Here is a 23,668-nt window from a genome sequence, read left to right as displayed (position 1 = left end):
AGAAATAACAAACAGGTTAAAAACCATGCAGTTAACAGTGGTTCAGAAGATGATAGCGGGCTTTGTGCTGTTTGGCGTATTGCTGCTGATTACCAATGTGTTGTCTTATCTCGGTTTGTCGCAGATACGCGCCTCCGCAGAGAGCGTTATCGAGCAGAAAATGCCGGTGCAGTCACAAATGCAGCAAGTGCAGACCCGCATCCTGTCGGCCGGTCAGGTATCGCTGCAGGGATTTTACAGCCCCAACCTTGAACAACTGACTCTAAGTCAGCAAGCCTTCAGTGACATGGCCGCCATCCTGCGTGAAGAGCTGACTCAGCTGCAGGCGCTGAATGCCAGCGGTCAGGATAAGCAGCAGCAACAGCAGGCCATCAAAGCGGCTAAGAGCTACCTGGACAGCGCCGAGAGTATGTATGCCCAGCGCAAGCAATACTTAACACTGCAACAGACATTACGGGAACAGTTTCAGACCCTGGATTTTGCCGGTGCCGATACCGGTGCCTATTTGTTGGATATCAGTTACCTGAGAGGGGCCGAAGAGGAACCGCTGCGTTCGGTGGCGGGTGTCGGCGGCAAGGTAGACACCCTGATCCTGACGCTGACCCAGGCCACCGAAGATTATATTAAGGCCACCGACAGCGATGACTCACAAAGCATTCGCCAGAACGTGGAAATGGCCATGGGCGATGTGGACAACAACGTCAACTATATGAATACCATCGCCCGGGGTGTGGATACCGACGGTCTGCTGGAGGCCTTCAACGAGGAGTATCAAAAGTTTGTCGAGCTCTATACCGGCAGTGGCGGGCTGTTCGATACCCAGCAGGCCAAATTGCAGGCCAAGCAGCAGATGGACTCGGCCATGGCCTCGGCACAGCAGTCGCTGTCCGAAGCGCAAACACGGCTAAGTGAGCTGTTCGATAAGGTTAATGCCGAAACCCGACAGGGACAGACCGCCATTTTGGATGAAGTGCAAAGTAACATCATCAAGGGCGTGGCGATCATGCTGATTGCCATTGGCCTGGTGGCGGTAATTGGCACGCTGTTAGCGCGCAGTATTTCTAAGCCGTTAAATCAGGTGCGAAATTCACTGGCGATTATCCGCCGGGGCGATTTGACCCATAAGGCTGAAACCAGCAGCGAGGATGAATTTGCCTCACTGGCCCGGGATGTGAATGCGGTGTCAGACAGCCTGCACGAGGTGGTGTCTCAAATCATCGGTCAGGAAGTGAAGCTGGAACGGGCCGTGGACACATCCCGTCAGCTTGCCGATGAAACCCTCAATCACGTCGCCGAGCAGACCGACCAACTGCGCGATACCGCGCACAATACCGAGCAGGTGCGGGAAGCCAGCCAGACCAACCTGGAGCAAATCCAACACAGCAGCGAGCGGTTGGCCGACAGTAAAGGTAAGATGACCAAGGCCAGCGATATGGTCAGCCGTGGACAGCAGCAGATCCGTGCTCAGGCGGAGCAGGCCAGCCAGTCGGCCAGCGTTATCCACCGGCTGGAGGAAAACACCGCCAATATCAGCGGTATTCTGGATGTGATCCGCAATATTGCCGACCAGACCAATCTGCTGGCGTTAAATGCCGCCATTGAGGCGGCCCGAGCCGGTGAGCAGGGCCGGGGTTTTGCGGTGGTGGCCGACGAGGTGCGTACCCTGGCCAGCCGCACGCAGGAGTCCACGCAGGAAATCAATGACATGATCACCAGCTTACAGAGCGATGCCCAGCAGGCGGTGCAGGCCATTACCGACGGCCAGACTCAGGCCGATGAAAGCGTGGCGCTGATCGAATCGGTGAATCAGGAGATCCTCACCGTGCAGGAGGTGATCAGCGAACTGGCCGACATCAACCAGCAGGTGGTGGATAAAACCGGTTATCAGGACCAGTTGCTGCAAAGCGTGGCCGACAGCATCAACCGTATTGTGGAGCTGGCCGAACAAAGCGCCCAGTCCACCCAGGAATCCAACCAGTCGATTCAGGATATCACCGGCCTGATGGCCGAGCTGCATCAGGTGGTAAAACGTTTTAAACTCAAAGGGTAGGGCCGCAGGCCCAGTGAATTCTAAGGGAGTAGCAATCAATGGGATTGATTGAGTTTTTAGTGAACGTTTTCGCCCAGTTTCCGGGAAAAGCCTTGTTGGAGTCGATGGCACGGTCTAAGACTTTGACCATCATGGTGGTCGTTGGCGTGATTTTATTTTTAGGTGGCTTTGCCGCACTGATACACGCTATTGATACTGCCAACCAATCGGTGGTGTCGCCCTGAATTCATTTCAGGGCCTTGTGATACCATCACCCTGAGTCTTTAACAGACTTAATGAAATCGTCACCCCAGACTGGTTTCGGGGTCTAGCTCTTTTGGTTTTTATTCAGAAGCCAGAATCCTGCTGCTAAGGCGGAGGATTGTAGCACTGGCCTCCATGCCGGATATGACGTGCCTTCCTTGGCACGCCAGCCGGTTTTGTCAGCTCACAAAACCGGCGAAAAAGACCTAGAGGCCCGTGGACACCCTAAACGTGTCGGTCGGGCTTGCAAAAAGTCGGTCGCTCACACTCACTCCCTGTTCGTCTTCGCTCAAATCTCTCCCTGATATTTGACCCACTTTTTCCGGCACCTGTCCGCCACAGGGTGTTTTAACGGGCCAAGGGGGCAAAACCGAAAGTTACGTCTTAACCATGAAGCTTTTGAGATGTTGAAGGTATTTAATGTTGGTAGGTGCTGCTCCTCGTCGCTTTGACTTTCCCTTGGCGCATCAAGGCTCAATCGAACGCGAAATCCTGGATGATTTCGCGAGGAGATAGCCTTGCAGGACGCTACCTAGAGCCGGTTCGATGTGTTCAGAGCCTTGATGTGGCAAGGTTCCCGGAAAGTCAGTAGCGACCAAGACCTTTTTGCCCCTTTTAGGTCTTTCTAAAAGGGGCTGGCTCGCCCGGACGGCGAGTCATATCCAGCAGGGAAAGCTTAAGTTAGTGTTTTATTGTGACATTGGTGGGATGCTCTGATACTTTCTACGTGCAAAATGCAAGACTTGACCCCGTCACCTTTTGTCTCATGGCTGAAACATAACTTTCGGTTTTGCACCCTTGGCCCGCCACGCTTAGGGTGTCCACGGGCCACTAGGTCTTTTTCGCGATTTTACTCGTATCGTCCTGATACTCGCCCTTCGGGCCGTCGTCGTTAAGCTCCGACGTTCAACGCTTTTCCCGAAAGCGTTGTGTGAGCTGACAAAAGTGGCTGGCTCGCCCGGAAGGCGAGTCATATCCAGCAGGGAAAGCTGATACTAATGTCTGTTGGCGATCTAACTGCGGACAATTTCTCACTTTCTCCATGAGGTCACTATCTAAACTCTTGAATCATGGTGAGTTTACCTTTAGGTTATGTATTCACACAGACCCGACTAAACCCGGTTCTTGCTCTCCCCAAGGCCAATCTGAGCGCTGGCAGTAATGGGATGGACCCAAGGTACTAAAAAATAAGGAGATTTTATGAATTTGCAATATTCGGCCCCTTAAAGCCTCCTCGGTTTGAGCAGAGCTCTACATCTGCTTCCAATGTGTCAATTCAAACTGATTTTTAATGTTATTATTTATGGAATGTTAAGGAAACTCGAACAATGCATAGAATTATCAAGACTCACTTGAGAAAGTTTTTGTCTGAAAAAGGAATAGAAGAAGCTGATGTATCAAAACAATTCGAATACTTTGTGAATTACTGCGTAATCAGTAGGTTTTTTTCAGGTAAGTTTGATGTCTATGATGTTACTACAAGCGATGAAGATGCAGGTATTGATGGTGTTGCTGTAATTGCTGATGGCGAGTTAATAACTACTGTTGATGAAATTGAGTCGTTGTTCGCAAGTCATAAGCGTAGTGTTGAAATTGAGTTTGTGTACATTCAGGCTAAGACATCTGATAAATTTGAAAAGAAAGAAATTACAAGTTTTGGGGATGGTGTTTATGATTTCTCCGATCAAGAGCCAGAATATCCTCATGATGATATTTTAACTGAGTCGAAAAAAATATTTGAGTTGATTATTGAGAATGTGGATAAGGTGAAAAATGGGAAGCCGAACGCAACTACTTATTACGTTTCCACTGGTGTTTGGAAAGATGAAAGAGAACTTGTCGCTGCATTAAAAACAACTCAGCGAAAAGTTGAAAGCACTGGGTATTACAATGAGGTTTCTAGTTTAAAGATTGATAGAGATGAACTTATAAAGATTTGGAGTTCAATTCATCAGCCGGTAGAGGCAGTTGTGAAGGTTAAGGGATATGTTCCTTATAATGAAATGCCGGATGTGGAAGAGTCATATATCGCTATAATTCCAGCTAAAAATTATATTGATTCTCTTCTTGTTGCAGAAGATGGGAAGATGAGGGGTGGAATATTTGATGAAAATGTTCGTGCTTATTTGGGTGAGAGTAATGATGTTAATAAGAAAATAAAATCCACTCTCGAAGATGATAGTATCAAAGAGTATTTTGCGCTTCTTAATAATGGAATAACTATAGTTTCACCAGACATTAGAGTTCAAAGTGACTCTATAAGTCTATCAAATTATCAAATTGTAAATGGCTGTCAGAGTAGTCACGTGCTTTTTAGGAATAGGGAGCTTTTGAATGATAGCACTATGATTACTGCAAAAGTTATTGAAGTTGAAAATCCTGAAATTGTAAATAAGATTGTTGAGGCAACTAATAATCAGAGTCATGTGTCAAACGAGAAGTTTTTATCACTTAAAGCCAAATCTAAAACTGTTGAAAGTTATTTTAATAGTTGGAACGAAGACTCTATCGAAGACTCAAAAGTATATTTTGAACGTCGTGACAATCAATACGCAGGAAGAGGGATTAATGATACTAAAATATTTGATATAAGAACTGTTGCTCGTGCATTTGCAGCAATGTTCCTAGAGATTCCTCACACGGCTGCAAGTTACCCAACACAAATATTTGAGCAGTCTGGTGACTTATTATTTGAAGATAGTCAGCATGAGGTGGCTTACTACACGGCAACGCTGGCTTTATATAAGTTCAATCGCTTATTTAATAGTAAAAAATTACCCGGAAACTTCGGTAAATATCGTTGGCATACATTAATGCTTTTAAAGTACATCATTAATGGTAAGAGAAATTCGCCGAAAGTTGGTTCAAAGAAGATTGAAAGTTATTGCAATAAAATTATAGAAGAGCTAAATAAGCCGAGAGATGAGTATCTCGTTCATTTTGAAAGGTGTAAAGAGATCATTGAGCAAGGTGGGTGGGCTTCAAAAGATAGGCTTAAGCGTTCATTACACACTGTCGAGCTTAAAGAAATCTTAAAAAAGAAGTAAAGGGAATAAACAAGTGTACCCATCATACCAACAGGTAACGTAGAGCTTGCTAAAGTGTTAGATAACAAACATGCAAGGAAAAACAATGAGAATTCAGGCGGATGTGGGAACGATTGATATTTTAGGTATATTTAATACTTTGGTTTGTTTTAATGTTTATAACACTCGGTATTGCGGCTTTCTTTTTTCCGTATTCATTTTCTAACTTTATACTCAATCGTTCACAGTTGGTTGATGAGAGTGGAAACTCAAGGCAAATGGTCTGTCACACCGATATGTTTGGCAATTTAGGTCATGTTATTCTTTGGATTATCATCTCAATAATCACATTCGGATTGGGGTATGCCTTCTACTTTTACAAGGTATGGAATTACTCTCTGAATAATACAACTGTTGGCTAACATGCTGTTATACAGTTGTTCGGTGTTGAATTGATAGCAAAACGGGAGCCGATGGCTCCCGTTTTGCTATTCACTATCCAATTGTTGAATTGGCTTTACTCCAATTCCGACAAGCACATCTCTTCGTGGATTTGCTTACACCAGGCTTTGACCCGTTCTTCGGTCAGTTCGGGCTGGCGGTCTTCGTCGATGCCCAGGCCCACGAAGTGGTCGTCGTCGACCAGGCCGCGGCTGGCTTCGAATTCGTAGCTGTCGGTGGGCCAGTGGCCGATGATGATGGCGCCCTTGGCTTCGACGATATCGCGCACCATGCCCATGGCGTCGAGGAAGTATTCGGCGTAGTCTTCCTGGTCGCCGCAGCCGAAGATGGCCACCAGCTTATCGGTAAAGTCGATCTCTTCCAGCTCGGGGAAGAAGTCATCCCAGTCGCACTGCGCTTCGCCGTAATACCAGGTGGGGATGCCGAACAGCAGCAGATCAAACTCGGCAATATCCTCTTTGCTGCTCTTGGCGATGTCATGCACCTCGATCAGGTTTTTGCCCAGCTCTTTCTGGATCATCTTTGCGACATGTTCCGTATTACCGGTGTCGCTTCCGAAAAACAGTCCCACACTTGCCATAGATTGTCTTACCTCAAGAATTTAGCCAACGCCAGTGGATTGCCAGAACAGTTGAATAATGCCCTTGGCGATAAACCCGGCGGCCCCTAAAAATAGCACCAGATAGGCCACAAACCGGCCTGCCATGGGCACCTGATTCTTTTTCAGCACATCGTGTACAGCGACGCCCATAAGTATAAATAGGACAGCCAGGGTCAGATTTAAACCCACCGCTTCGATCTGTTCGTAATACTCGCCTAACATTCGATGCCTGCCTAGTGAAAACGGCGCGCACTATAGCACAGCGCCGGATGCGATTCTATTGAGCTAACGCAAATGATTGTTGTTTAGCCGCTGTTTTTGCTGCATGGCGGGGGTCAGTCGCCGTCGAGAAAATCCTGCACAATTTTATTAAAGGCGGCTGGTTTTTCGGCATGCAGCCAGTGGCCGGTCCCTTGCAGGATTTTACCCCTGGCGGCATGAAAATGATCACCGATGGTGCCTTGATGATCCGCGGTGATGTAGTCCGAGTCACCACCTTTAATAAACAGCGTGGGGCCGTCGAAGGTGCGTTGCGTTTCGGGCCAGCCGGTGATGGCTTTGTAATCGCGCTCCAGCAAGGGCAGGTTAAACTTCCACTGCCAGCCGTGGTCGGTTTTGCTCAGGCTCTTTAACAGAAACTGGCGCACCCCGGGCTCACGGATATACTCGGCCATTTGCTTGTCGGCCTGAGTGCGGCTTTTCAGGCCGTCCAGCTCCACGGCATTTAAACCGTCGAAGACCGTGTCATGGCGAGCGGAGTAGGCCACCGGGGCAATATCGGCCACCAATAGCTTGTCCACTCGCTCGGGGTGGTGCAGGGCAAGCTGCATCGCTACTTTACCGCCCATGGAGTGGCCCAATACCGAGCACTGCCGGATATTCAGGCTGTCCAGCAGTTCTATAACCTGCTGCACGTAATGGGCGTAGCTGAAGCGTTCGCTGCGGGGCGAATCGCCATGATCGGGCAGATCCAAAGACAGCACATCGAAGCTGTCCTCTAGGGCGCGTTTGATGCTGTTGAGGTTTTCCAGGCTGCCAAACAGGCCGTGCAGTAAAACCAGGGTCGGGCCGTTGCCGGCGCGTTGATAATTAAGCATGGCAAAGAAAGGTCGGAGACTGATGATCGCGGTTATACCACAGAAATACCGCTTACGGCGAGACTGTAACCTTGACGTCAGCTAAGTATAATACGCGCCAGATTGATCCAGCCGGAACCACGAAATACCATGAAAACTATTGAAATCGATGACGATCTGTACCGTTACATCGCTGCCCAGACCGAGCACATCGGCGAGAGTGCCTCACAAATTCTAAGACGTTTACTGTTGGGCGATGAGAAGCCCCACACACCGACAGCCTCTCCTAAGGCCACACCGGCGCCCGCCCCGGTAGCGGTTGGCTCTGGTGAGCAAGATATCTTTGCCGCCATCAGCCAGTCAGGCGTGGATACGCAGAGCAGCCGGGTGGAGCGTTTTTTGGGCATCCTGTCGCAGCTGGCTAAGGCGCACGGCGAGGGCTTTAGCCGGGTGCTGGAGTTAAAGGGCCGCAACCGGGTGTACTTTGCCCGCTCCAAGGCGGAGCTGTTATCCAGTGGCAGCAGCACCAATCCGAAATCGGTGCCGGAAACGGAATTCTGGGTGGTCACCAACAACAATACCCGTAAAAAAGCCCAGATGGTGATTGAAGTTGCGCGACTTCTGGATTACAACCAGCAAGACGCTCAGCGCCTGGCGCTGATTTTAGCCCCGGAGTTGAAAGACACCTTAACCAGCGAATAAACAGGAGAGCCCATGGCCCTGCATCCGCAAGCGGGTAAGACGCCCACCGACGACCAGTTAACCAATATTCCGCGCCTCGTGGCGGAGTATTACAGCAAAACGCCGGACACCGATAACCCTGAGCAGCTGGTGAGCTTTGGCACCTCGGGACACCGCGGCAGCTCGGTTCTGGCCAGTTTTACCGATGCCCATATTGCCGCCATCTGTCAGGCGCTGGCCGAATATCGCCAGCAGCACGGCATTGAAGGGCCACTGTTTGTGGGCATGGACACCCATGCGCTGTCCGAGGCGGCCTTTATCACCGCCATTGAGGTGCTGTCGGCCAATGGTGTGGCGCTTGTGATCGAAAAAGACCGCGGCTATACACCCACGCCGGTGATCAGTCACGCTATCCTGACCCATAATCGCGAGCAGGCCCTAAAGGCCGATGGCATTGTGATTACCCCATCGCACAATCCGCCACAGGATGGCGGCTTTAAATACAATCCGCCTCATGGCGGCCCGGCGGATAAGCAGGTCACCGATCAGATCCAGAACCGCGCCAACGAATTGCTGCGAGCGGAGCTAAAAGGCGTTCAGCGCCAGCCCTTTGCTACAGCGATGGATAGTGGCCGAGTAAGCGAAAAAGACTTTGCCGAGGATTATGTGGCCGACCTTGCCAATGTGGTGGATATGCAGGTCATTGCCAAATCGGGTCTTAAACTGGCGGTGGACCCGCTGGGCGGCGCCGGGCTGGCTTACTGGAAGCGCATTGCCGAGCATTACCAACTGGATCTGACCATCGTCAATCAGTCGGTGGACCCCAGCTTTCGCTTTATGACCTGTGATAAGGACGGCAAGATCCGCATGGACTGCTCTTCGCCTTATGCCATGGCGGGCCTGATTGAGCTGCGTAAAGACTTCGACCTGGCTTTCGGCAACGACCCGGACGCCGATCGCCACGGCATTGTCAGCCGCGAGTCTGGCCTGTTAAACCCCAATCACTATCTGGCGGTGGTGATCGACTATCTCTACCAGCACCGCCCCGAGTGGCGCAGCGATCTGGCCATCGGTAAGACGCTGGTGTCGTCGAGCATGATCGACCGGGTGGCCGAAAAATTACAGCGGCCCCTGCAGGAAATGCCGGTGGGCTTTAAGTGGTTTGTTCAGCATATGCAAAGCGGCGCCATGGGCTTTGCCGGTGAGGAAAGCGCCGGCGGCATCTTCCTGCGCCGTAATGGAGAGGCATGGGCCACCGATAAGGATGGCATTATCCTGTGCCTGCTGGCGGCGGAAATGCTGGCGGTAACCGGTAAGGACCCAGGCCAGCATTACCAGCGCTTGACCAAAGAGCACGGCGAGCCGGCCTATCAGCGTATTGATGTGGCGGCCAGCGGGGCGCAAAAACAGTGTCTGGCGGCCATGACCGCCGAGGTGGTGACCTCCAAAGAGCTGGCCGGTGAACCCATTACCCGGGTATTAACCAAAGCGCCGGGCAATGATGCGGCGCTGGGCGGGGTGAAGGTGTGTACCGAGAATGGCTGGTTTGCAGCCAGGCCCTCAGGCACCGAGGCGGTGTATAAGATCTACGCCGAGAGTTTTAAGGGCCAGACTCATCTGGAGCAGTTGTTAACCGAAGCCCAGCAATTGGTGGCCAACGTGTTCGCCGAGGCGAATGTTTAACTGTTGTTGATGCGTCGTTAATTTTTTGTAAAAAAATAACGAGTTTGGCGTTGAATACGTATTCAACGCCATTTTTTTAACAATATAGTCACATCCTGGCGTTCCTTTCGACGGTGGATCCATTAAACTTAGTGGCATCTGTAATTTAATTACAAACTCCGATGCTGATCCTGGACTAAGCTTGAAACCATCAGCATCCGAACAGGAGCCACTATGACCCACTCAAACAACAATGCAGTGAAGGACCAAGCACTGCAGAAACTCAGCAAGGACGACATTAAAGACGCCATCGTGCGCCATTTGCACCGCACTCTGGGCACCGATGAAAACAAAGCCAACGATCATGCCTGGTGGAAGGCGGCCTGTTCGGCGGTGCAGGAGCAGGTGTTTGAGCGTCTGCGTAAGACTCAGAAGAGTCACTACCTGAACGACACCCGCGCGGTGCATTATTTCTCAGCCGAGTTTTTGATGGGCCGGTTGATGTCCAACAACCTGCATAACCTGGGGCTGTTTGAAAAAACCGAACAGGCGCTGATGGAGCTTGGCATCAACCTGACCGATGTGATGGAGCAGGAGCCGGATATGGCGCTGGGCAACGGCGGTCTGGGCCGGTTGGCGGCTTGCTTTATCGACTCGCTGGCGACACTGGACTATCCGGCCATCGGTTACGGCCTGCACTATGAGCACGGCCTGTTCCGTCAGGAAATTCAGGAAGGCGCCCAGATTGAGCGCCCGGACAGCTGGCGCGACTACGGCAACCCGTGGGAGATTTGCCGTCCCGAGTCGATTCAGGAAATTCCGTTGTACGGCTATGTGGAAACCAAATACGGCGAGCAGGGCGCGATTCAAAAAGAATGGCACCCGGGCTCCATTGTTAAGGGCGTGCCATGGGATATTCCGGTGGTGGGCTATGGCGGTAATACGGTCAACGTATTGCGCCTGTGGGAAAGCCAGGCGTCGGACTACTTTAACTGGGACGTGTTTAACGCCGGTGGTTATGTGGACGCCCAGCGCGAAAATGTGCAGGCGGAAACCATCTCCAAGGTCCTTTACCCCAATGACGAAACCGAAGCGGGTAAAGAACTGCGACTGATCCAACAATACTTCTTCTGCGCCTGCTCGCTGAAAGACATTATCCGCCGTTACAAGCGGGCCCACGGCGACGACTGGAGCCGCTTTGCCGAGCAGGTGGTGATCCAGCTTAACGATACCCACCCGGCTATTGCCATCCCCGAGCTGATGCGCATCCTGGTAGACCGGGCCGAAATGGACTGGGACAAGGCCTGGGAAATCTGTACCAACACCTTTGCTTACACCAACCATACCCTGTTGCCAGAGGCGCTGGAGAAATGGCCGGCCCGAATGCTGGAGCATGTGCTGCCGCGTCACCTGGAGATCATCTACGAGATCAACCACCGCTTTATGCGGCTGGTCGATCAGCACTGGCCGGGCGACGATGCCATGAAGCGCAAGCTGTCTGTGATCGAAGAGGGCGGTGAGAAGATGGTACGCATGGGCCATTTGTCGGTGATCAGCTCTTTTGCGGTCAATGGTGTGGCGGCGATTCACTCCAAGCTGGTGAAACAAAATCTGTTCCCCGAGTTCGACCAGATGTGGCCAGGTAAGCTGACCAATGTGACCAACGGCATTACGCCCCGTCGCTGGCTGAAAGCCTGTAATCCGAAGCTGTCGGGCCTGATCGACGACAAGATTGGTAGTGACTGGCCGCTGCAACTGGACAAGCTGAGTGCGCTGGATAAGTTCGCCGACGATGCCAAGTTCCAGAAGCAGTTTATGCAGATAAAGCATGAGAACAAAGTGGCGCTGGCCGAGGAAGTGAAGGCGCTGACCGGCGTAGAGCTGGATCCAAAGATGATCTTCGATATTCAGATCAAACGTCTGCACGAGTATAAGCGTCAGCACCTGAATCTGCTGCACATCATGGCGTTGTATCGCCGCTTGCTGGAAAACCCCGATTACGACATGCATCCGCGGGCCTTTATCTTTGGTGCTAAAGCAGCGCCGGGGTATAAGCTGGCCAAGGACATTATCCTGGCTATCAATAAGGTGGCCGAGCGCATCAATAACGATCCGCGGGTTAACCATAAGCTGAAGGTGGTGTTTCTGCCCAACTACCGGGTCTCTCTGGCCGAGAAGATGATTCCGGCGGCGGATGTCTCCGAGCAGATCTCTACCGCCGGTAAGGAAGCTTCCGGTACCGGCAACATGAAGCTGGCCTTAAACGGTGCGCTGACCGTAGGCACCTTAGATGGCGCCAATATCGAGATTGCTGAGGAAGTGGGCGAGGACAATGTGTTTATCTTCGGCCTGACCGTAGAAGAAGTGGAAGCGCTGCGCACCAAGGGCTATAACCCCAAAGATTTCTACTACAACAACGCAGAAATCAAGGCGGTGCTGGACTGGCTGGAGACCGACTACTTTACGCCGGGTAAACCCGGGCAGCTGGTGTCCATTAAACACAGCCTGCTGGAAGGCGGCGACCCCTTCCTGGTACTGGCGGACTTTGAGGCATACTCAGAGGCCCACAAGCAGGTGGATAAGGCGTATCGTGACAGCAAAGGCTGGGCGCGCAAAGCCATATTGAATACCGCCTACATGGGCAAGTTTACCTCGGACCGTTCGATTCAGGATTATGTCAGTAAGATCTGGAAGCTGACCCCCTGCGACGTGGAAAAATAGGTCGGGGTTACAGCCGTAGAGGCGAAAAATTCCCCTTTCTGTCAGGGGACACCGCTAAAAAGCCCAAAATTACTGGTTTTGGGCTTTTTTTTGCCCGCCACCACAGTTATTATCAAATTGATAATAACCATAACAAGCGCTGTCTCTGAGTGAATTTCATTTATCGATCATTGTCGACCATCCCCAACCGCTATGCGTTTTTAGATCGCATTGATAAGTTGGTGGCGGAGAATGAGCAGGTATCCTTGCTGCTGATCGATGTAGTGCGTTTTTCCGATGTCAGCTCCAGCTATGGTTATGAGGTGGGGGACGCCATTCTGGCTCAGGTGGCCTTTCGGATTAAAAACCTGTTTGGTGAGAAAGCCTTAATAGGGCGAATAAGTGGCGATATCTTCGGGCTGGTCTTGCCCGGGACCCACTCAGACCTGCAACTGCAAAAATTCTACGCCCATCTCACCGACCACTTCAAAACCCCCATCACCTTTAACGAACAAGCCTTTGTGGCCGACTTTAATGTGGGTGCGGTGGCCAATAATCAGGGCAACCGTGACATCACTAAGCTGTTTTCCGGTGCCGAGTCGGCGCTGAAACAGGCCAAGGCCGATAAGTACAAAAACTTCCATGTGGTGCGCATCCACGAACAGCCTAATTCTGGTCGGGCACTGGCGCTCAAAGCGGATCTTAAACGTGCCATTAATAACGATGAGTTGGAGTTGTACTTTCAGCCTAAGGTGCGGCTGTCGGATTTGACCATCACAGGGGCGGAGTGTTTGCTGCGCTGGAACCACCCATTGGACGGCGTTATCGTGCCCGGCGTGTTTATCGAGGCGGCCGAGTCCTACAACATGATGAACGAGTTGGGCTACTGGGTGCTGGAAGCGGGCTTCCGTAGCGCCTTCGAGTTTGAAATGGCACGCCAGCAGGTTCAGGTGTCGATTAATATCTCTCCCACCCAGCTATACGACTCGCGCTTGCTGAGTAAAATTAACGACCTGGCCACCTATTACGGGATCGAGCTGAGCAATATTGAGCTGGAACTCACCGAGGATGTGGCCCTGTCCAGTTCATTGATGGTGAAAAAGCAGCTGTCACAGCTCAAAGCCACCGGCATGACCATTGCTGTGGATGACTTTGGTAAAGGCTATTCCAATCTGGGTTATATCCGCGACATTGCTCTGGATACCATCAAGATTGATAAGAGCTTTGTCATGGGGCTGGATACTAATCCGGTCAATAAAGCCATCATCGAAGCCACCCAGGTGATTGCCAACGCCAAGAATTGCAGTGTCATCGCCGAGGGCATTGAGACGATGGAACATCTGCATGTGCTCAGAGAAATGGGCGTGCAGACCGGGCAGGGATTTTTGTTCTCAAAAGCTGTTACAATAGCGGACTTTCTGGAACTGACTCAGTCGGACTTAATTGTCGGTGACTCGCTAGCTTACCGTAATCGTGTAGGTTAGTACTTTCTGGGTCAGTTATAACACCCATAACTGAGTAACCCTACAAAGCACAACATGAACCAATTACAACAACGTCTGACCGAACAAGGCGACTTTCTGCATCTCAGTCGCACCCAACCCGAACTGCTTGATACTCCGATTGATCTTACCCTCGCCAATGGCACCGGGGTTAGGGTGACCGCGCCGGGGATCATTCAGTTTTCAGCCGCTAAGCATCAGGGAAAAGATATTGTGCTGTCCTGTGGCGTGCACGGTAACGAAACCGCTCCCATCGAGATTTGTGATGATCTGGTCAGGGCGCTTCTGACTGGTGAACTTGAGACCTGCCAGCGGGTGCTGGTGTTATTCGGTAATTTACCCGCCATGGACATTGGTGAGCGCTTCGTGGAGGAAAACATGAATCGCCTGTTCAGCGGCGCGCATTCTGACACGCCGGGACTGGTCAATGACGAACGTCGCCGCGCTAAGCAGCTGGAGCAATCCATCGCCGACTTTTACGCACAGGGCAATGAGCAGGGGCAGAACTATCGCTGCCACTACGATCTGCATACCGCGATTCGAGCCTCCAAGAACGAGAAGTTTGCCGTTTATCCCTATCGTCATGGCAAGCCGTGGAAGACCGAACAGTTACAGTTTTTACTGGCGTGCGGAGTGAATACCATTTTGCTGTCCAATGGTCCTACGACCACCTTTAGCTATTACTCATCCAATGAGTTTGATGCCGATGCCTTTACCGTCGAACTGGGTAAGGTGCGCCCCTTTGGGCAGAATGATATGACCCGCTTCGAGAAGGCCCGTCAGACCCTCACGGCGCTGGTGAGTCAGGCGGAACTGTCGTTCCCGGCCTATAACCCGGATGACTTCCATATCTATGAAGTCAATCAGGTGATCAACCGCACGAAAGAGGATTTTCGCCTGAATTTTGCCGACGATACACCAAATTTCACCGATTATCCTAAGGGTACGGTGCTGGCGGAAGAGCCGGGTGCCACCTATGTGGCCGAGCAGGATGGTGAGGCTATCGTATTCCCCAATGCCAAGGTGGCACTCGGGCAGCGAGCGCTGCTTACCGTGGTGCCGACGACCATTTAAATGGCTGGCGACGATTAAGATCGGCCAGCGCCTGACGCACCCTTTGGATAACCTCCGGGTGCGTGTTGGGGTGAGCGGCCAGATAGGTGGTGGTAAAGAGGGCTTCTAAGGGAAATGCATAGGTCACCGCTTCGGGGGGTAAACCAAACTCCTCGCGCAGAGCGTGCATCGCATTGGGGTCATCCACCACCAGATCCACCTTACCATTGAGCAGCAACCGCCAGGATGCCTGAATATCCGCGGTAACCATTAACTGTTTATCCAGTCCCAGTTCGCTCAGGTATTGATAGGCAATGTCTTCGCGCTGCACAGCAATGCTGAAGCGCTGAAGATCGGCTAGGGCGTTAATTCCTACGGGTCGTTGGCTCAGGTGTACGAGGCCCAACTGGTAGGTGCCGATTTCACCCAACCAGACAAAATCTGACTGGCGCTGCGGGGTCTTGGCAATACCGTAAATCAGCGTGTTGGGATGAGTTTTGGCTCTGTTCAGCGCCCGAGCCCAGGGATAAATATAAAACTGGCTTTCTATTCCCGCGTCTTGAAGTACCTGACGTACCCGGCGGGTAAAAACGCCGTCGACTTCATTACTGACGATGGTCTGAGCGGGCGGCGACAGTTCGGTAACGACGGTAACAGCAGGTAAAATGAGTCCTGAAGCCGCTAAGGGGAAGCTGAAAAACGGCGCGAGCAGGATAAATCCAGCGCGTCTGTATGGGAATACTGCCAGCGCGTTGCGCATGGACTGCCAGGTTAGCTCCCAGAAGTTCAAGATCTTACCTACACTGAACGCGAATTAATTTTGGAAGAATAGAATGTTTCAATTGCATCCACAACTCAGTCGGGACTGTTTTGCGGTCACTTCTATGCCGTTAAGCGATTTGTTATTGATGAATGATGCTCAGTTCCCCTGGTTGATTCTGGTACCCCGAGTGGAAGAGGCTCGGGAGATTATCGACCTTAGCTTTTCTGAGCAGCAAACCCTGTGGCGGGAATCCGCCTGGGTCAGCGAGATCCTAAGAGATGACTTTAAGGCCCATAAACTAAACGTGGCGGCGCTGGGGAACCATGTGCCTCAGCTGCACCTGCATCATATAGCCCGACAGACAACGGATGCGGCCTGGCCTGATCCGGTATGGGGCAGGGTGCAACCGCTGGCCTATACTAAGGCGCAGGCACAGCAACGGGTTGATTTTGTGGCGCAGGCCATTAACGAGAAGATAAGGAGTTTATAGGATGATAGTCACCACCACTCATACACTGGATATAATACCAATCCGTATAGATCTTTAACCTCTCAGAGCGGGTCAAAAGGCCTTAGGTCAAGGCGGTGCTTCGCAGGCATAGTGGTGCTATGTCAAGAAGTGCCAACACAGAGATAGGGCCTTCTGGCCGCTCCCCGTGGGCAAGGCTAAAACGCACTCTGACTGTGTTAGGCCACCTCGATTTAGACCCACTAAACCATCGATGACCTGCCTTGCCAGAGCACATTTTAGCTCTTGCTGAGTGATTAAAGATCTATACGGATTGGTATAGACGGTCGAGGAATACTTCGGCGTGGTCGTTGGCGAGGCGGTGATGGGCGCCAATCTGTTTAACGATCTGTTCGCTTCCATTCGCGATATTGTTGGTGGACGCTCCGGGGCTTATGAAAATGAGCTCACCCGGGCGCGCAAAATCGCTTTCACCGAATTAGAGAACGAGGCCAGGATGCTGGGCGCCAACGCGGTAATCGGCATCGACATCGATTACGAGGTGGTGGGCGGCAAGGGCAGCATGCTGATGGTCAGCATCTGCGGGACCGCCGTGCGCTATCGAGAGTCCTGATCTTTCGCTGCCGTCTCGTCCTTGTGAGATCCTTTTGTGGATTCAAAAGGGTCTTTTTTGGGCGTCATCTTAAATTTAGCGGTGTATTTCAGCAGCATCAGGTTGCTGACGATAAAGCCGATCACCAGCAGGGTGATCCAAAGCCAGTGTAGCTCCATAGTAGGCTCCTTGTGCTGCTGGCTAGGTCAGCAGCTTCTCCAGAATAGATTCATAAGCCTTTGCCAGCAGGCGCAGATCCTCAATCCGTACATGCTCATTGATTTTATGGATGCTGGCATTGACCGGACCAAGCTCTACCACCTGAGCACCGGTAGGGGCGATAAAGCGACCGTCTGAAGTGCCGCCAGCGGTGGATAGCTCGGTGTCGTAGCCACAGGTTTCAGTGATGGCTGCCCTAGTAGCACTGACCAGCTCACCCTCGGCGGTTAAAAACGGCTGACCGTTTAATAGCCAATCCAGATCATAGTTCAGTTGATGCGTATCCAGAATGCCCATCACGCGCTGCTTTAATTGCTCGGCGGTGACCTCGGTAGAAAAACGGAAGTTAAACTGTACTTCCAACTCACCCGGGATCACGTTGCCCGCTCCGGTGCCACCGTTAATATTAGAAATCTGGAAACTGGTGGGCGGGAAGAATTCATTGCCTTCGTCCCAATGGGTTCGGGCTAACTCATCCAGAGCAGCGGCGCTGGTGTGTACCGGATTTTCGGCCAGGTGAGGGTAGGCTACATGGCCCTGAACGCCTTTGACGGTTAAAAAGCCGGTCAGTGAGCCGCGTCGGCCATTTTTCACCACATCACCCAGCTTATCGGTACTGGACGGCTCTCCCACCAGACACCAGTCCATCTTTTCGTTTCTGGCTTCTAAGGTATCGACCACGCGCGTGGTGCCGTTGATAAAGGGGCCTTCTTCATCGCTGGTAATTAAAAAAGCGATGGAGCCTTTGTGATCCGGGTGTTTTTGCACAAAGTTATGGGTGGCTACCAACATGGCAGCCAGGCTGCCTTTCATATCTGCTGCACCACGCCCATACAGCAGGCCGTCTTTTTCGGTGGCCTTAAACGGAGGGCTAATCCACTTCTCCAATGGTCCCGGGGGCACCACATCGGTATGACCGGCAAAGCAAAACACCGGCCCCTGGTGGCCTTTACGGGCCCACATGTTTAACGTGTCTTCAAAGGGCAGCGTCTCAATGTTAAAGCCCAGCGGCTTCAAAAATTCCGCCATCATCGGCTGACAGCCAGCGTCATCGGGCGTCACGGAATCGCGATTGATCAGCGCCTTGGCGAGCGCCAGTACGTCATTTTGCATTGAACACCTCGGCGTAATCGTCGGCCTTAAAACCCAGATAATGCTGGCCGTCGTGGGCCAGCAGGGGACGCTTGATCATGGCCGGGTATTCGGCCAAAAGCTCAATGGCGCTGGCTTCATCCAGGTTGGCTTTTTGCTCGTCACTTAACTGGCGGTAGGTCGTGCCGCGCTTATTGAGTACTTGCTGCCAGCCCAGCTCCTGAACGCGCTGATTCAGCCAGTCTTTATCCAGGCCATCCTGACGGTAGTCGTGAAACTGATAGGGAATTTGGTGTTGCTCCAGCCATTTGCGGGCTTTTTTGATGGTGTCGCAATTTTTAATGCCGTAAAGGGTGGTCATAGTCTCGTTCAGGTTGATGAGTTATCGGATGTGAGCAAGCTTAAACAAGCCCGGAGTAAAGATAAAGACGAGGGTTATACCGATCTGATTGGGGCGTGTTGATCCTTCGAATATGAATTTTGTTCAACTCCAAAGGCTTTTGAGCGCGGCGCAGGGTTGCAGGCCTAGTGGGGCTCAGTCAAAACCCTGCAACAAAGTGCAAGAGCCTTTGGGTTGAGCCCCGTGGGGCAGTGCTTGTCGGGCTCTATTACTGCGTTATTGCCAGACTTATTTGGAGTCACCAAACTACATTGGCTCTGCCTTGTACTCGACCCCGGCAAACTGCTGAAAAAACAATATGCGAAGGATTAACACGCCCTAGAGATATAGAGTCATGCAGGGGTCCTGACCGGCAAAAACCTGACCAGGGTGTACGGTGATGGCTTGGAGCTTCCGCCATTGTGGACACAGTAGCAGGCAATAGGGCCACTCGGCCTGAGTTTTTAATTGCCGAAGATTGAATTCCATCAGTCGCTGTCCCTGACTGAAACGTTCACCGGGTTTGAGTAGCGGGCTGAAACCGCAGCGGTGCCAACTGTGGCTGTACAGGCCAAGGTGTAGGATCAGTTCCAGGCCTTGCTGGCTTTTCAGTCTTAATTGTTCATGGCCGTTGGAAAGTGCCAAAACCTGTCCGTCAAAGGGAGCCTGTAAATAGTCACAGGTCGGAGTAATGGCGCAGCCATGGCCCAGACATCCGCTGTTGATAAGGGCGTTGTCCAGGTCGACCGAGGCTTGATTGTGACCACTGACCGGGCTGGTAAGCGTCAGCGACAGGCGACAGTGTTCCGGGGCTTTAGGCTGAAACAGCGGGAGCATCAGTCCATGACCTTGTAACCGGCCTGCTGTAAAGCTTGTTGAGCGGCGTCCAGATCCTGTTGTTTAACCAAAAAGTAATCGGTCTCGAAGGTGGAGACCACAAAGATGCTAACTTTTGCCTGTGCCAATACATTACCGATTTGAGCCATGATGCCTACCATCGACAGTTCCAGCGGGCCCAGCACTTCCAGAGCGCGCCAGTCTGGATCGCTCTCTTCGGCTTCGATATATACCGGTTCGGGCACCACCAATGACAGTTCGTCATAGGTCTTGCCGATAAAGAAGATAGGACTGCTTAGCACCGAAGGAGGAATCGCACTCTGAGTATGCAAGCTGTAGATGGTGAAGGTTTCCGGCAAGATGGCCAGTGTTTGCTTGGTCATGGCGTTCCCCCATTTTCCCGTAATCGACCAATTCATTTTGCGAGAGCCATAATGACGATGCAAGGCATTTATTTTTAGTTATCCACTATATCTGTGGATAACCTTGTTGATCTCTCTTTATAACAGTCATAACGCCATGAAAATAAAGCAATTAGTTATCCCGTTTGGTTTTTAATCAATGCCGGTTTTATCCCCAGACAGGGCTGAGTTTTTGATCAAAATGGCAGAAAAACAAGATTTGTTCACATCTACAGGCACGTGACTTACTTTATATTGTTTCTTTGGTTGGCAAGTACCGGTATTAGGTCTTCTTTTGCACTTATGGTTTTGCTAATTAATTGTAATGGAATGACGTTTTGACTCTATCTGCTTATAATCGGCCTCAAATACGTGTATGAGTCGGAATATGGCACTTTTGGATATTTATGCCGGTAGGACTGCCTATCGAGCCCTAGCCGAACAAGGACTGAAGTCGGAGTTGTTTGACTTTATGTTGGGGGCTTCTGGCGGGCCAAAATGGTTTGTTCTGGCAGGCTTGGATCGGGTGATCTTTCCGTCGTTTTTTGCTGGCCGATCTCGTCCCTTGCACGCACTGGGGTCGTCGGCGGGGGCGTTTCGCTTCGCCTGCTTTGCGCAAAGCGATCCGCTGGCGGCTATTAACCGTCTGGCGGAACATTATTCTCATACCGTATACAGCGACAGGCCGGACGCGGCGGAGATCAGTGCCAAGGGACGCCAGTTACTGACTCATGTATTGGGCCAAACCGGGGTTGAGGAGATCATTCAGAACCCGGTTATCAAAGCTCATTTTATCGTTGCCCGAAGCCGCGGTCTGACTCGCTTTGAACGCAAGGAGGCCCAGCTACTGGGGCTTTTGGGCGCGGCATCTGGTAATGCCCTGGGACGACGACAGCTGCGGCATTTCTTTGAGCGTTTTGTTTTTAGTGCCGATACCGAGCTGATGCTTGGCGATCCCTCCGGTATAACAAGCCAGTTTGTACCTTTACGTTCGGATAATCTTCAACAGGCACTGATGGCCTCAGGTTCAATTCCCTTGGTACTGGAGGGTGTTAAAGACATCGCCGGTGCTCCCCCAGGCATGTATCGTGACGGTGGTATTATTGATTATCATTTTGACCTGACATTGCAGAGCACCACACAGCAGCAGGGGTTGGTGCTTTACCCGCATTTTTGGCCTAAGCCTGCACCTGGCTGGTTTGATAAGCGCGGGCGTCGTCAGCCTCACAAGGCCAGTTACGATAACGTGGTGATGCTGGTGCCATCGGCAGAATTTATTGGCTCATTACCCTACGGTAAGATCCCTGACCGTAAGGATTTCGAAACCATGCCGCCCGAACAGCGCATTCCCTATTGGCAGGAAGTTATCAGGCGTTCCGATGAATTGGGTCAGGCCTTTGTCGAGCTCACTCACCGACAAGATCTGACGTCGGTTATGCGGCCGATTGAGTTTACCCGGAACTAGTCTGGTCGCGACACACTTCGTCAGGGTACTCCAGCTCGATGGTGGTGTGGGCCAGCTCAAACTCTGACAGAGCCCCGGATAGGGCCGTTTTGAGCCGGTGTCGGTGATCGGCGGACAGATTTTCCGATACCACCACATGAGCGGTAAGCACATGGCGCTCGCCATCCAGTGACCAAAAGTGCATGTGATGCACGTCTTCAACGCCTTGTTGCTCCAGCATGGCCTGACGCATCTGCTGGTATTGAGCTGGGTTGGGTGACGCCTGGATGAACAGTTTGATGGTGGTATAGAGGTTTTTGCCCACATTCAAAAGGATAAACAGGGTAAAGGCGATGGACAGGATGGGGTCCAGAATTGGCCAGTCGACAAACAACAACACGATGGCGACCACTAATACGGCAACCCAGCCGAGCACATCCTCCAGCAGGTGCCAGTTTAATACGCGTTCGTTGAGGGTATTGCCATGACTAAGTTTATAGGCCGCATAACCATTGGCCGCAATGCCCATTAGCGCCAGCACAACCATGCCTTCAGCGACTGGCATCTGAGGGTCCCACAACCGGGGAATGGCATGGCTTATCACCCACACCGAACCAACCAGTAACACCAGGGCGTTTACCAAAGCCGCCACCAATGACAGGCGACGAAAACCATAGGTAAAGTTCTGGTTGGGGTGTTTATGGCTCAGCTTCTCCATGCCCCAGGCCATGCCTAACGCTAAAGAGTCGCCTAAATCATGCACGGCGTCGGCCAGAATGGCGGTACTGTTGGTCAGCAATCCGCCGACAAATTCGATCAGGGTAAAGGCCAGATTCAGGAAAAATGCCAGCCCGATACGCTGAGTTGAGTGACCATGATGATGGTGATGGTGCGCCATAGACCTCATCCATTGCTCTGGATAGACTGTCAGTGTATGAAAAAGGTCGTCGCTAAGTCTACAGGTGATTCAATGAATGAGCGTTCAACCGTGTGTGCTCTGTGTGGCCGTGCTACCTGGCTGACTTTTCATCACTTAATTCCGAAAAAAGTCCACCGTCGCAAACGTTTCAGGAAGTCCTGCAGTCAGCAGCAACTTAATGCTGGGATCTGGGTGTGCCGACCCTGTCACAGCGCCATCCATCGTTTTATTGATGAGATGAGTCTGGCCAAGAATTACGCCAGTTTAGAGGCACTTAAGACGCATCCCATGTTAGTCCGGCACTGCCAGTGGCAGAGTAAACAGCGCCGCGAGCTAAAATAGAATATCGTCGTCGAGCGCTGGCACCGCAGGCTCCACCGCAGGGGTGGGGGCATCTTGCTGCTCGGTGACTTTATCAATGGTCTGCAGTATGTCATCCAGAGCATGACGGATCTGCATCAGGGTCTTCTCTTCACTGGCGTTTTCGGTCAGCGCCTTTTCCACCAGGTCACTGAGGTATTGCTCCTGCTCTTCACTCAGATCCAGTACATGAAAGCTCAGACCGATGCTCTGGCGAATGGCGTTAAGCGTATCCTCGCGGTTTTGCTTGGCGGCATTCACCAGGCTGCGGGTTTCGGTAAGCGTTCTGGCCAGCATGGTCTGAACCTCTAGTACAGAATGATGGTAATTGAGAAACTGAATGCGAGATGCGATGGATTCGATCAGTGATGCCAGGGCGTCGATCCAAATTTCCGAGTCCTGACTGCGCGCAAAATTCAGCACCAGTATGGAGGCCACTTCGTGATTAAAGGCCGTCCGTTGACCGTAGGTGAATACGCGTTTTTTGTTGGCCAGAGCATGAATGACTTGCTCTTCCAGGGGAGAGCAACTGCCTTTTTCGGTATGCACGGCAAGCTGTTGTTGGTCGTTCAGACGTAATCCGATAATGGCTTTCAGGTCTACCTGCTTGAAGAACCGTTGCAGTGATGTGGCCATTTGCTCCAGTGTCATGCAATGGTTTAGCTCCTTGACCAGTTGCATACATTGCCCAAATTTTGCCGCCTGAGTCAGGGCGGTGACCAGGACTTCGTTACTGCTACTTAACTGATCTTCATATTCGTCCAGTCGTTCATGATACTTTTGTAAACTCGCCAGCTTTTGCTTAAGCGCCTGCATCGAAAAAGGCTTTTTAAGAAAGTCGCTGGCGCCACAGTCAAGCGCCTTGAGCAGGGTTTCTTCGGCCGCCGAGCCGGAGTAAATAATGGTCGAACGAGGGAAGTTGTCACGTTCATGGTGTGTTTGAATCCATTGTGACCCACTGGCGTTACCGAGGTTTTCATCCACCAGCGCAAAGTCAAAGTGCTGCTGGTCAATTAAATCGGTGGCCTGCATAACCGAATCGGCAATGGTGATGTCATAGTCGTCAGACAGTGTTTTGGTAATAAGTTGATGAAAAGCGTGTTCATCCTCCACAAGCAGCAAGCGTAGTTTTTCCAT

Annotated in this window: 23 protein-coding genes and 1 pseudogene; 13 read left to right on the top strand and 11 right to left on the bottom strand. The window is 51.6% G+C overall.

The features are described from left to right. The first annotated feature begins 25 nt into the window (after window positions 1-25). The 4 genes from HMF8227_RS08275 (at window position 26) to HMF8227_RS15295 (ending at window position 5,741) form a co-directional block, all read left to right on the top strand. Entirely contained in the window at window positions 26-2,050 is a 2,025-nt protein-coding gene (locus tag HMF8227_RS08275) for a methyl-accepting chemotaxis protein (protein ID WP_109339736.1), read from the top strand. A 38-nt stretch (window positions 2,051-2,088) separates the two neighbouring features. After that, window positions 2,089-2,274, top strand: coding sequence for a hypothetical protein (locus tag HMF8227_RS08270; RefSeq protein ID WP_109339735.1), 186 nt, complete (start codon window positions 2,089-2,091; stop codon window positions 2,272-2,274). A gap of 1,347 nt (window positions 2,275-3,621) precedes the next feature. Continuing rightward, on the top strand, window positions 3,622-5,340 hold the full coding sequence (locus HMF8227_RS08265) for an AIPR family protein (RefSeq protein ID WP_109339734.1): 1,719 nt from the start codon (window positions 3,622-3,624) through the stop codon (window positions 5,338-5,340). 152 nt (window positions 5,341-5,492) lie between these two features. After that, window positions 5,493-5,741, top strand: coding sequence for a DUF6693 family protein (locus HMF8227_RS15295; protein ID WP_338056564.1), 249 nt, complete (start codon window positions 5,493-5,495; stop codon window positions 5,739-5,741). A gap of 95 nt (window positions 5,742-5,836) precedes the next feature. Here HMF8227_RS15295 and fldA read toward each other — a convergent pair whose 3' ends face one another. From fldA to HMF8227_RS08245, 3 genes are all read right to left on the bottom strand, one after another. Further along, on the bottom strand, window positions 5,837-6,361 hold the full coding sequence (gene fldA / locus HMF8227_RS08255; RefSeq protein WP_109339733.1) for a flavodoxin FldA: 525 nt from the start codon (window positions 6,359-6,361) through the stop codon (window positions 5,837-5,839). 21 nt (window positions 6,362-6,382) lie between these two features. After that, window positions 6,383-6,604, bottom strand: coding sequence for a DUF2788 domain-containing protein (locus HMF8227_RS08250; protein WP_109339732.1), 222 nt, complete (start codon window positions 6,602-6,604; stop codon window positions 6,383-6,385). Between the two features lie 113 nt (window positions 6,605-6,717). Next, window positions 6,718-7,479 (bottom strand): alpha/beta fold hydrolase, encoded by a 762-nt coding sequence (locus tag HMF8227_RS08245; RefSeq protein WP_109339731.1) that lies wholly within the window; start codon window positions 7,477-7,479, stop codon window positions 6,718-6,720. 129 nt (window positions 7,480-7,608) lie between these two features. On the opposite strand from HMF8227_RS08245, the gene HMF8227_RS08240 reads away from it, so the two are divergent. The 5 genes from HMF8227_RS08240 to astE all read left to right on the top strand — a co-directional run bounded on the left by HMF8227_RS08240 (window position 7,609) and on the right by astE (window position 15,077). Then, entirely contained in the window at window positions 7,609-8,160 is a 552-nt protein-coding gene (locus tag HMF8227_RS08240) for a replication initiation regulator SeqA (RefSeq protein WP_109339730.1), read from the top strand. A 12-nt stretch (window positions 8,161-8,172) separates the two neighbouring features. After that, window positions 8,173-9,822, top strand: a complete 1,650-nt coding sequence (gene pgm / locus HMF8227_RS08235; protein ID WP_109339729.1) for a phosphoglucomutase (alpha-D-glucose-1,6-bisphosphate-dependent) — start codon at window positions 8,173-8,175, stop codon at window positions 9,820-9,822. Window positions 9,823-10,035: 213 nt separating this feature from the next. After that, the gene (locus tag HMF8227_RS08230) at window positions 10,036-12,522 is read left to right on the top strand and encodes a glycogen/starch/alpha-glucan phosphorylase (protein WP_109339728.1); all 2,487 of its coding nucleotides are present in this window, start codon (window positions 10,036-10,038) and stop codon (window positions 12,520-12,522) included. A gap of 149 nt (window positions 12,523-12,671) precedes the next feature. Continuing rightward, window positions 12,672-13,985, top strand: coding sequence for a putative bifunctional diguanylate cyclase/phosphodiesterase (locus HMF8227_RS08225; RefSeq protein ID WP_109339727.1), 1,314 nt, complete (start codon window positions 12,672-12,674; stop codon window positions 13,983-13,985). Window positions 13,986-14,039: 54 nt separating this feature from the next. Beyond that, window positions 14,040-15,077: a succinylglutamate desuccinylase gene (gene astE, locus HMF8227_RS08220; RefSeq protein ID WP_109339726.1), complete on the top strand. Its 1,038-nt coding sequence runs from the start codon at window positions 14,040-14,042 to the stop codon at window positions 15,075-15,077. Here astE and HMF8227_RS08215 read toward each other — a convergent pair. After that, complete coding sequence (locus HMF8227_RS08215; RefSeq protein WP_109339725.1) at window positions 15,052-15,846, bottom strand: substrate-binding periplasmic protein; 795 nt, start codon at window positions 15,844-15,846, stop codon at window positions 15,052-15,054. The genes astE and HMF8227_RS08215 overlap by 26 nt on opposite strands. Window positions 15,847-15,889: 43 nt before the next feature. On the opposite strand from HMF8227_RS08215, the gene HMF8227_RS08210 reads away from it, so the two are divergent. Continuing rightward, entirely contained in the window at window positions 15,890-16,309 is a 420-nt protein-coding gene (locus tag HMF8227_RS08210) for an HIT domain-containing protein (RefSeq protein ID WP_109339724.1), read from the top strand. 304 nt (window positions 16,310-16,613) lie between these two features. After that, window positions 16,614-16,901: pseudogene (locus tag HMF8227_RS08205) on the top strand (heavy metal-binding domain-containing protein); the annotation flags it as partial. Here the strand turns inward: HMF8227_RS08205 and HMF8227_RS08200 are convergent. From HMF8227_RS08200 to HMF8227_RS08180, 5 genes are all read right to left on the bottom strand, one after another. After that, entirely contained in the window at window positions 16,886-17,059 is a 174-nt protein-coding gene (locus tag HMF8227_RS08200; RefSeq protein ID WP_109339723.1) for a DUF2897 family protein, read from the bottom strand. The pseudogene HMF8227_RS08205 and the gene HMF8227_RS08200 overlap by 16 nt on opposite strands. 22 nt (window positions 17,060-17,081) lie before the next feature. Continuing rightward, complete coding sequence (gene dapE / locus HMF8227_RS08195; protein WP_109339722.1) at window positions 17,082-18,212, bottom strand: succinyl-diaminopimelate desuccinylase; 1,131 nt, start codon at window positions 18,210-18,212, stop codon at window positions 17,082-17,084. Then, window positions 18,202-18,552: an ArsC family reductase gene (locus tag HMF8227_RS08190; protein WP_109339721.1), complete on the bottom strand. Its 351-nt coding sequence runs from the start codon at window positions 18,550-18,552 to the stop codon at window positions 18,202-18,204. Before HMF8227_RS08190 ends, dapE begins: the two co-directional genes overlap by 11 nt. 357 nt (window positions 18,553-18,909) lie before the next feature. Next, window positions 18,910-19,407, bottom strand: a complete 498-nt coding sequence (locus HMF8227_RS08185; RefSeq protein ID WP_109339720.1) for a PTS glucose transporter subunit IIA — start codon at window positions 19,405-19,407, stop codon at window positions 18,910-18,912. Continuing rightward, window positions 19,407-19,790 (bottom strand): ACT domain-containing protein, encoded by a 384-nt coding sequence (locus tag HMF8227_RS08180; protein ID WP_109339719.1) that lies wholly within the window; start codon window positions 19,788-19,790, stop codon window positions 19,407-19,409. The genes HMF8227_RS08185 and HMF8227_RS08180 overlap by 1 nt, the downstream gene beginning before the upstream one ends. Before the next feature lie 406 nt (window positions 19,791-20,196). Here HMF8227_RS08180 and HMF8227_RS08175 point away from each other — a divergent pair, with 406 nt between their 5' ends. Then, window positions 20,197-21,273: a patatin-like phospholipase domain-containing protein gene (locus HMF8227_RS08175; RefSeq protein ID WP_109339718.1), complete on the top strand. Its 1,077-nt coding sequence runs from the start codon at window positions 20,197-20,199 to the stop codon at window positions 21,271-21,273. Here HMF8227_RS08175 and HMF8227_RS08170 read toward each other — a convergent pair. Further along, the gene (locus HMF8227_RS08170) at window positions 21,260-22,150 is read right to left on the bottom strand and encodes a cation diffusion facilitator family transporter (protein ID WP_109339717.1); all 891 of its coding nucleotides are present in this window, start codon (window positions 22,148-22,150) and stop codon (window positions 21,260-21,262) included. The genes HMF8227_RS08175 and HMF8227_RS08170 overlap by 14 nt on opposite strands. A gap of 72 nt (window positions 22,151-22,222) precedes the next feature. Between HMF8227_RS08170 and HMF8227_RS08165 the strand changes: the two genes are divergently transcribed. Next, window positions 22,223-22,513 (top strand): hypothetical protein, encoded by a 291-nt coding sequence (locus tag HMF8227_RS08165; protein WP_109339716.1) that lies wholly within the window; start codon window positions 22,223-22,225, stop codon window positions 22,511-22,513. On the opposite strand, the gene HMF8227_RS08160 is transcribed toward HMF8227_RS08165, so the two are convergent. Further along, window positions 22,505-23,668, bottom strand: coding sequence for a response regulator (locus HMF8227_RS08160; RefSeq protein WP_109339715.1), 1,164 nt, complete (start codon window positions 23,666-23,668; stop codon window positions 22,505-22,507). The genes HMF8227_RS08165 and HMF8227_RS08160 overlap by 9 nt on opposite strands.

This window comes from Saliniradius amylolyticus, assembly GCF_003143555.1.
Lineage (GTDB): Bacteria > Pseudomonadota > Gammaproteobacteria > Enterobacterales > Alteromonadaceae > Saliniradius > Saliniradius amylolyticus.
The sequence above is the reverse complement of the archived record's forward strand: the minus strand, read 5'-3'. Positions and strand labels throughout refer to the sequence as shown.